General features: G+C 33.7%; 6 protein-coding genes. All 6 read right to left on the reverse strand.

Annotation, left to right across the window (positions count from 1 at the left end):
- Positions 1 to 790: YSIRK-type signal peptide-containing protein (locus RYL55_RS07355; RefSeq protein WP_315008291.1), on the reverse strand; the 790-nt coding region annotated here is incomplete at its 3' end.
- A 303-nt stretch (positions 791 to 1093) separates the two neighbouring features.
- On the reverse strand, positions 1094 to 1447 hold the full coding sequence (locus tag RYL55_RS07360; protein WP_315008292.1) for a transposase: 354 nt from the start codon (positions 1445 to 1447) through the stop codon (positions 1094 to 1096).
- A gap of 61 nt (positions 1448 to 1508) precedes the next feature.
- A complete protein-coding gene (locus tag RYL55_RS07365; protein ID WP_315008294.1) occupies positions 1509 to 2351 on the reverse strand; it encodes a transposase in 843 nt (280 codons plus the stop codon).
- 260 nt (positions 2352 to 2611) lie between these two features.
- Complete coding sequence (locus tag RYL55_RS07370; protein WP_315008296.1) at positions 2612 to 4924, reverse strand: GbpC/Spa domain-containing protein; 2313 nt, start codon at positions 4922 to 4924, stop codon at positions 2612 to 2614.
- Positions 4925 to 5144: 220 nt separating this feature from the next.
- Positions 5145 to 7934 (reverse strand): isoleucine--tRNA ligase, encoded by a 2790-nt coding sequence (ileS, locus tag RYL55_RS07375; RefSeq protein WP_315008298.1) that lies wholly within the window; start codon positions 7932 to 7934, stop codon positions 5145 to 5147.
- 419 nt (positions 7935 to 8353) lie between these two features.
- Positions 8354 to 10783, reverse strand: a 2430-nt coding sequence (locus RYL55_RS07380; RefSeq protein WP_315008300.1) for a MucBP domain-containing protein, incomplete at its 5' end; no start/stop codon positions are given.

Consider the following 10783-nt stretch of genomic DNA (forward strand, 5'->3'; position numbering starts at 1 on the left):
AAAAAAGATTTGGAACTTTCACAGCATGTTTTTGTCCATTTTTTTGATAATAAATAATCTCATAAGGTAGTTCAAAGGTTGTCTGTTGTCCAGTTTTCTGAGTTGCATTTGCAGCATTCCCTCTTTTATCGGTTACTTTATGATGATAAGAATAGCGATCTTCAGGAGAATATCCAAATTTCTTCCAAAATTCTAACACTGTTGTATCCTCTGAAAGATCATCTCCATAAGTATTCTTTAATCGTGTAAATTGGTTGGCATTAACTACGTCTTTAACTTTTTTAGTTAAAGTTTCACCCAAATTTATAGATGGATCATTATAATAGTTTTTCCCCGTTACTAAATAATGAGGAGTCGATTGAGTAACTGATATTTCTTCACTAGCAGGACTTGTTGGGCCTTCATTGACAGTTACAGAACGTTTTTTTCTTAATAGTTGCTTATTCTCTTCTTCCAATTTATTTTTTGGTAATTGAGTTCCTTCTTCTCGAACTTCTTGTGTAGACGATTCTCCTATATTTTTTTGATTATTCTCTTTTAACTTTAACTCTTTATGATTTTGTTGTTCCAAAGTTGTTGATAAGTTATTTTCTTCTTTTACATTAGAATTTTCATTTGGAATCTTACTTACACTCTCACTTCTAGAATTTTCTGCAATAGTTGTTATTTTAACTTCATCTGCTACTACAGGTGTTCCTATTCTACCAATATAGAACTGTCCTATTACAACAGAAACAATTCCTACACTCAACTTACGAATTGAATACCTTTTTATTTTTTCAAACTTCATATTATCTCCTCCAATTCAGTACTTAGCAAAAAATTAAATCTTATATTTTTTATATCATTCTTAAAAGTAATAGTCAAGAATTTTACTATTTGAATTATTTACGCTGTGACCTTTTTTGAGCAAAAATAGCGATATCATAAATTTGAAAACAAAAATCTGTTTCAGAAATCAAAGAAATTTATCTCTGAAAGTAAATTTTCTCTTCATTTTCAGGTGTAATTATTCAAAAACAGTCTCAGTTCTTAAAAAAAGGTAGACTATCCCCCTTTAATCTGCGTAATTTTTTTAAAAGTTATACAACTACTAAGCAACCCAACTACTCAAATGCTCTGTTTCCTGTTTTTTTACTTTTGAATAGGCAAATCCTAATGTACATAAACAAGCCATTGTGACATATAAAGTTACTTTTTCTAGTCCTCTTATCGTATGATTTTCAAACATAAAGTCTCTATCTAAACGTCCATTGATTCTTTCAATGGCACTTCTCTTATTATAAAGTCTCTCAAATTTATGGGATTGTTGTGAAACTTTAGGGAAGATACGAATATCTTCTGAACGATTTATTCTAAAAATGCGGTTATCATTATATTTTGGATGAAATCCATAACGCAATGAATCACTCGATTGATCATAACCTTTGTATATTAATTCAATCATTTGATAATCTTCTGCTCAATAAAATACCTGTCCATCTTGATTATAATAGAGTAGTGAGTCTCTATATTGTCGACTTTCTTCTTCTCCCCACATATGTCTTGGAGGAATTATCGCAATCATTCCTTTTTTCTTCGATGAATTTTCTAAAATTAATACTATCATACCCTTTATCTGCCATCACTGCTTTTGTATTCTTCAATAGTAATTCTGATTCTGTGAGAATTTCTTCAGCGATTTCACGTTCTCCTTTACTTGCTGGAGTTACTTTAAAAGCTATCGGTAGTTCATAATTTACATCTGCTAATAAATGAACTCGGAAACCAAAATAATACTTCGTAGTTTTAGTTCCATTATTTGAATAATAATTTTTTGCAGTCGTATCTGCTTGTGTTTCTCTTCTACCATCTGGTTCTTTAGTAGATACTTTATTGGCATAACTTTGAATAATTTTTCCATCAACGGCTACTTCTGTTCCAAAATCCGGTAATTCTTCTTGTAATTTCTTTTCTAAAATTACCATCATCTCTGTCAATTCTTCTTGATGTTCCTTTAATTTTTTTATAAAACGAGACATCGCAGCAGAACTTGGTACTATACGAACATGATTATTGGTATGATTCATAGAAATATAGTGCGATTGAAATCCACATAATTGTCTTAATTGGCTATTTCTACGACATTCACGCAATAAACTTTCAATCGTTGAATGTTGGAAAACATTTTTCGCAAGGAGTAATCGCCACATACATACAACCGGATAATCATTTCTACCATTTTCTCGTTCTTCATCTAATTTTTTTAATAACTTTTCTGCTGGTAATACTGATAGTATTTGTGCTAATTTTTCTAATTCTCCTAAATTTTCTTCTTCACTAAATAGGTTTATTTGTGTTACAATGCTCATGTGGAAATTCCTCCTTTAATATTTTTTAAGCAACTATATTATACAGGAATTTCCACTATTTTTTTAGTCGTAAAATTACAAAACAAACAAAATTGACACCATAAAATCCTCATTTTACGGGATATTATGGTGTCGATTTTTATTTTAGTACTACTTCTATCGTATTGATTTCATTGGATTTATTTAACTACGAAAATAATTCTTTAGGTAACTCACCAATTCAATTCACCAACAGGATTTGTCGAACAACCAATAAAAGATTATTGTTGTTTTTTCTTACTTGGAATCAAAAGAGATAGTCCTGTAAGAATTGAAATGACTTCTGCAGAGAAGATTGTAAATTCTTCTGCCACACCAGTGTTCGGTAATAATTCAACTTTAGATGTTGTTTTTTCCACTTTTGGTGGCTCCACTGGTTCTGTTGGTTTCTCTACTTTTGGTGGTTTCACTTGTTTTGCTGGTTTCTCCACTTTTGGTGGTTCAACCGGTTTTACTGGTTTCTCCACTTTTGGTGGTTCAACCGATTTTACTGGTTTCTCCACTTTTGGTGGCTCCACTGGTCTCGTTGGTGGCGTTGGTTCTTTCAAGTCAGGCTTAACCGGTGGGGTTGGAGCTTTTAGTTCTTTCAAGTCTGGTTTCACTGGTTTTTCTTTATCCAACTTGTTTGGTTCTTTTGGAGCAACTCCTAATGGTGTTGGTTCTTTAAGTTCTGGTTGTTTTGGTTCAACTGGTTTCGTTGGTGGCGTTGGTTTTGGTGTTTCAACCAATTCTAGTTTCGGTTTCACATCAATATATTCGTCAACAATACCCGTGTTGATTCCGAATAATTGAGTGAATGGGACGGTTGCACCAAATTCCAAATAGAAGCCATCTTCTGTCACTTTTATAACACCTGCCCCCCTGTACTTGTGAGGTGATTTTTCGTTGTCCCATGTAGGGTTTCCACTGTTAATTTCATCTAATGTTTTATCGGCATAAATTCCATCACCATATTTATCAACAAAAGATTCATTCAATTTGATAAATGAAGCATTGTGAATTTTATACACAATTTCACGATAGGTACTAGGCCATTTATTCACATTGGATCCATATTTGTTAGTCATATAATCTCTGACCTTTTTGAAACCATCTTTTTTGTACTCTTCTTCATCTTTTACATATGCTGTTTTCAATTCTGCTTTTTTTGTATTCCACTCTTGAAGTTTAGCAGGGTCACTCAATAATCCGCCAGGTTTTGATGCTGTTTCGAGGTCTACGTTATACAGTTTCTTAAATTCGTCATTTAAGTATTCATCATAAACTCCTGATTTCCCATAAAATTCCTTAAACATATCCTTATTGTCTGCGAAATAATACGAATTGTCACTATAATCATGCCATCCTGTATTCATAGAACTTACCGCAAACATAACTGGTTTTTCTTTTGTTGGAATCACTTTTGTTCCATCTTCAAGATATAGAGTTGGTTTCATACGGACGCGCGTTTTGTATCCGTGTTGTCGATAAGAGCCATAAATAGAAACAGAAATAGTTGGGTCATAGACTGGAGAAATTTGCATTGTATCAACAGAACTACCAGTATCTAAGACAGTGTATTCATAATCAATACGTGTGACTTTTTTCTTGTCGTAGGTTGTGTTCTCTAAGTTTGTGTATGTTACTGTAAATGGTCTATCTTTTTTGGCAATAACAGGATATGTGGTGATATGTGGGTCGTTACCGTATTCTCTATACCCTATTACTGTTTCATCCCATCGTTTGATGACCTTATCTGTCAAATGATTTTTTGCTAATGCTTCATCTGATAATTGGTCGCTACTCAATTTTTTATGATTTCGTTGCCAAAACAAACGTTCTATAGCAGTATCTTTAATCATAGCAAGCGCACCAGTATCCCCAGTATCTTTAACTTCGATGCTAATTTTAGCATTTGGCTCTTTAACGAAAATCAAATAGTTTTTTTCTTCGGTTGTAAAATGTCCCGGCTTCTTCGATTCCTCTTCGAATTTATTTAGTTTTTCAGCATACTCAGCTTTACGTTTGTCGTTTTCGACTTTATTGGTGGCTGCATTGGCTTCAACTTGTTTATTGTATTCTGCAAGTTTTGTATTGTAATCTACTAGCTGTTTATCATAGTCAGCTTTTTGAGTTTTATAGTCAGCTTGAACTTTGTCGTAAGCTACTTTATCTTTGTTGTATTGGGCTTTTTTAGCGTCCCATTCAGCTTTAAGTTTGTCGTATTCAGCTTTAACCTTGTCTGCTTCAGCTTTTTGTTTATTGTATTCTGCAAGGTCACTTTCGTATTTTGTCACTGTTTCTTTGTTTGTAGCTAACGCTTTATCATATTCAGCTTTTGCTTTTTCATATGCTTCTTTATCAGCTTCATATTGTGCTTTTGCTCTGTTGTATCGCTCTACAGCGTCTTCATAGTTTTTCTTATCAAGTGCATATTTAGCATTAGAATCCATTGTGCCACTATTAGAATTTTCGTCTGCATAAACATGGCTTGCAAATATAGAAAGTGTCATAGCAGCAGTAGTAAGAATCACTGATTTTATTTTTTTGTTCATTCACATTTTCCTCTCATTTTCTATATCATTATTATAACAATTAAAGATTATTACGGGTAATTTTTCAATTATTTTTTTAACATTTTTCATAAGTAGCACTAGTGATAGAATCTATCATCGAAGATTCTATCACCGGAAAAATCGAGACCAAGGCTCGATTTTTAGCCATGAGATTCGCTTTAGCGAAGCTGCTGGCGTCCTTGCTACTATAAAATTATATTTATTCTTCTTCGCCTAAAAGCGCTTCTGAATAAAATTCGCGCACAATTGTTGCACAACGATGACATAAAGTTGGAGCATCTTCTAATGTTCCTACTTCTACTTTCACTGCACGGCAACGTTGACAAGTTTCCCCTTGTGCATGTTCAACAACAACTGAAACACCTTCACCTTGAACCGCATTTTCAGGAGCTGCTGTTCCTACAGGAGCAACTTCTAATTGACTAACAATGAATAATTGAGCAATATCCGTTTGTAAGCTGTCTAATAAATCAGCCACTTCTTGAGTTGGATATAGCATAACTTTTGCTTCAAAGTTTTTACCAATTAATTTTTCATTACGAGCTTCTTCTAATGCTTTAAGAGCTGTATTACGAATTTTAAAGAATTCAGCCCAACGAGCTAAAATAGCTTCTTCACCTTCATAATGAGTTACTTCAGGGAATTCTGCTAATTGAACATAAGCTTCCTCTTCTTTTAAGTATTTCCATACTTCTTCTGTTGTATGCACTAAAATTGGACTCAATAATTTTGTTAATTTTACTAAGATATTATACAATACTGTTTGCATTGCACGACGTTCAAAGCCATTTTCTTGATCAATATACACAACATCTTTAGCAAAGTCTAAATAGAATTGTGATAAGTCAACTGTACAGAAGTTGATAACCCCTTGGTAAACCGTTGAGAATTGATAGTTATCATATGCTTTGCGAATACTATCTACTAATTGATTGAATCGTACTAACATATATTGATCCACTGTACGTAAATCTTCAAATGCTACTGCGTGAGCTTTAGGATCAAAATCAGTTGTATTAGCTAACATAAATCTCATTGTATTACGGATTTTACGGTAAACTTCTGATACTTGGTTTAAGATTTCATCACTAATACGAACGTCTGACTCATAGTCCACAGAACTTACCCATAAACGAATAATATCTGCCCCTTTAGTCTTCATTTCTTTAGCTGGAGAAATAACGTTTCCTAGTGATTTACTCATTTTCTTCCCTTCTCCATCCATTACGAATCCTTGAGAAAGAACTGATTTATAAGGTGCTTTTTTATGAATCGCAACACTTGTTGTTAAACTTGAGTTAAACCATCCACGGTATTGGTCACTACCTTCTAAATACATATCTGCTGGGAATGATAATTCTTCACGAGTTCCTAAAACTCCAGCATGAGAACTACCTGAGTCGAACCATACATCCATGATATCTAACTCTTTTGTAAAGATACCATTTGGAGAATCTGGATGAGTAAAGCCTTCTGGTAATAAGTCTTTTGCATCCCATTCAAACCATACATCTGAACCATGTTTTTCAAAAATTTGAGCAACGTGTTCTGTTGTTTCAGGTGTAATAATTGGTTCACCATTTTCAGCATAAAATACAGGTAACGGAACTCCCCATACACGTTGACGAGAAATTACCCAGTCTCCACGGTCACGAACCATGTTGTAAATACGAACTTGACCAGAAGGGTGATACCATTTAACCTCGTTTTCAATCACATCTAAGATTTCTTGACGGAATGCATCAATTGAAGCAAACCATTGAGGTGTCGCACGGAAAATAACTGGTTTTTTCGTACGCCAGTCATGTGGATAGCTGTGTACAAAATAACTTAAGTTTAATAGTGCACCTTTTTCAGTTAATAAATCTGTAATCACTTTATTTGCATCTGCATAGAACATACCTTCAAATCCAGGTGCTTCATTTGTATAACAACCTTGGCTATCTACTGGAGATAATACTGCTAAATTATATTTACGAGAATAATAGAAGTCGTCTTCCCCGTGTCCAGGAGCTGTATGTACTAAACCAGTACCCGCATCTAATGTTACATAATCTCCATTCATGACTAATGATTCACGTTCATAGAATGGATGCCAAGCAGTCATATATTCTAATGCACTACCTGGGAATTCTTGTAAAAGTTCTACATTTTCCCATGATAAAGTAGCTGTTAATGATTCTACTAAATCTTTAGCAACAACGAATGTACCAGCAGAAGTTTTCACTTGTGCATATACATAATCTGGATGAACGAAAATTCCTAAGTTTGCAGGAAGTGTCCATGGAGTTGTTGTCCAAATAACAAATGAAGTATCTTCACCCAATAAGTCTTTTCCATCTTTTACTTTAAATGCTACATAAATAGAAGCACTTTCTACATCTTTATATTCGATTTCTGCTTCAGCTAATGAAGATTCACTAGATGGCGACCAGTAAATTGGTTTTAATCCTTTATAAATATAACCATTTTCAGCCATTTTACCAAATACACGAATTTGTTCTGCTTCAAATTCTGGTTTTAATGTTACATATGGATTATCCCACGTACCAGTTACACCTAAACGTTTGAACACGGTTCTTTGATTGTCGATTTGACGCCAAGCATATTCTGCACATAACTTACGGAATTCTGCTACTGACATTTTTTTACGATCGACACCTTCAGCATTTGCTAAAGCTTGTTCAATTGGTAAACCGTGAGTATCCCACCCAGGAACAAATGGAGCACGGAATCCGCTCATTGATTTACTACGTACGATAAAGTCTTTTGAAATTTTATTTAATGCATGTCCCATATGAACATCCCCATTGGCATATGGAGGGCCATCATGTAATACGAAAGAAGGTTTGCCTTCATTTTTTAACTGACGTTGCGCATAAAGGTTTGCTTCTTCCCATTCTTGTTGATAATCTAATTCTTTTGTAGGTAAATTCCCACGCATTGGAAATTCTGTTTTTCCAATTTGCAATGTTTCTTTCATCTTCATTGCATTTCCTCCTTTGTCTATAAAATAAAAAATCCCCTGCAAAAGCAGGGGCGAAAGTTTCGCGGTACCACCCAAATTCTTGAAAAGTATTAAGTGCTTTTCAACTTGGTAAATTGTTAACGCTATTTAGGCGATATTTCTTACTATTATTTCGGAAATATATCTCAGAGATGATTCTCTATCTTTGAGGGACATGCTAATCTTTCACCAACCATTAGCTCGCTAATTGTATCAAAAATAGAACGTTCTCTTCTACGAATATCAAAATAATACGCTATTTTTACAAAAAATGCAAGTATTTAAGATTGAATTCATTACTCTAATAAATATTATAAAGGAAGGAGATAGCCTAAACTATTTCCTTCCTTTTCCTTGTTAAACTCCTTCTTTCTGATGAAAGAATCATCGAAAATTAAGTTTTAATCTTCTTTTTTCTTACCTGGAATTGCAATTCCTAATCCTGCAAGAATTGAAGCCGCAGCTGCTCCGAAGATTGTAAACTCATCTCCAGTACCAGTATTTGGTAATTCATTCTTATGTTCTTGAACAGTTGTTGGTGTTTCCACTTTAGATTCAGAATGAACAACTTGACGATATACATGACGTACATTGCCATTTGAATCTTCTTCTGTTCTTACAAATTCATATCCTGGAATATTTTCTTTTGGTTGTTTTCCTTTCTTAGTTGAACGGATTTCTTTACCATTTTCATCTACATATGAAGTTTCTTTTTCCTTCACTTCAGGAGTTGATGAAGTTACTTTACGATAGATATGAACAGTATTTCCTTCTTTATCTTTTTCAGTGCGTACAAATTCATATCCTGGAATTGATGATTTATCCTTCGTACCATTTTCTCTAGGTTTTAGAGTTTCCCCATCAACTGATTTCCAAATTGTAGATTTAGATTCATCTGTATTTGGTGTTTCAGGAGTTGAAGAAGATTTCTTAGTATATACATGGATTGTATTTCCATCTTTATCTTTCTTCGTTTGTTTGAACGTATATCCAGAAATTTCTTTCTTATCTTTCGTTCCTTTGTCTGAAGGGTTAATTTCTTTGCCTGTTTCATCTACATATGTTGTAACAACTTTACGGTAAACATACTCAACTGTTGCAACACCTTCTTTTAATTCTCCTGATTCAGGAGCTGATGTTTCAGATTTCTTCACGAATTCGTAAACATCTCCATTTGAAGTTGTGATTGTTGTTGGCTTGTGATCAGTTGTATCGTACTTAGTTCCAACTAAATCTCCATTAACATCCATCACTGTTGTAGGAATTTCTTTACCTTCTGTAGATTTCCCTGAAATTGGATATCCATCCACATCAACATAGTTAACTACTACAAATCCAATATGAGCTTTTGGTAATTCTTCTGTAGTATTTTGTAATTCATATACATAAGTAATGACTGATGTTCTACCTTTTACATCTGAAATTTCAGCATCTGAATGTTGAGTTACTTTTAATAATTTGTAGACTTTACCTTCAGCTGTTGTAATAGTTTGTGGTTTATTATCTGTTGTATCATATGGTGTTTTCACTAATGATGCTGGCGTATCAATTACTGATTTATCAACTTTAACGCCATTTTCAGTTGTTCCTGATAATGGACGACCAGCTTTATCAACATAAGTAACAATTACATTACCATATTTTTGTTTTGTTGCTGGTTCTTTTACTTCTTCATAAACGTAAGTAACATTTTGTGGTTGTTCTGTTACTTTACCTTTTTCCTCAGCAGATCCTGGTTTAGTTTGTTCTTTAAGAATATATACTTTACCATCTTTTTCGATACGTTCAGGTTTAAAGTTTGATGTTGTTGTATCGTATTCTGTTCCAAGTTGCGTATCTTTTGGTTGAATTGTTTGAGTTTCTTTTAATGTAACTCCAGTAGTTGTTTCATAAGATACTGTTACTCCTTGACCTTTAACAGCTCTATAAGTGTAAGTAGCTGTTTGAGTTTGTTCAGTAAAGTTTGTTGGAATTTTATCTACTTTTACAAATTCATAAACTTTACCATCTTTATCTGTAATACGATTTGGATGTTCTAAGTTTACTTTTTCGTTTAGTGATTTCTTACCAGTATTTGTTGGATCTTTGATTTCTTTTCCAGATTCATTAACAAATTTTTGAATAATTTCACCTTTAACTTCAGAGTAAACATACGTTACGACAGCTGGAGTTTCAGTTACTTTTCCGTTTTCTACTGAAGAGCCTTCTTTTACTCCACCATTTTTCTCTACAAGTTTATAAAGTTTTCCATCTTTCGTAATTGTTAAGTCTTTTACAGTTGTAGTGTTGTAATCATCACCTGTTGGAACTTGAGATTTCAAGTTATTATCAGGTTTGATTGTTTCACCAGCTTCGTTTTCGTACTTAACAGTTACATTACCTTTAGCTAACTCATATACATAAGTTACGTTTTGCGGATTTTCTGTTACTTTACCATTTTCGTTTCCTTCTGTACGTGTTGGGACTAAGTTATATACTTTTCCATCTGGTGTTGTAATCTTAGTTGGTTTCAACGCTTCTGTTACAGTAGTGTACTCTTTTCCTGTTGGTGATTGTGTTTCCACAGTCTTAGGTGTTTCATAACCTGGAATCTTATTACCTTCAGTATCTTTGTAAGTTACTGTTACATCACCTTTTGCTAATTCATATACATAAGTTACGTTTTGTGGTGTTTCTGTTACTTTTCCACTTTCTGTTCCTTCTGTACGTGCTGGTACTAGGTTGTATACTTTGCCACTTGCTGTTGTAATCTTAGCTGGTTTCAACGCGTCTGTTGCTGTATTGAAGTCTTTTCCTGTTGGTGCATCTTTTTCTGCGTCCTTAGGTGTTTC

The organism is uncultured Granulicatella sp. (genome assembly GCF_963515615.1).
Classification (GTDB): Bacteria; Bacillota; Bacilli; order Lactobacillales; family Aerococcaceae; genus Granulicatella.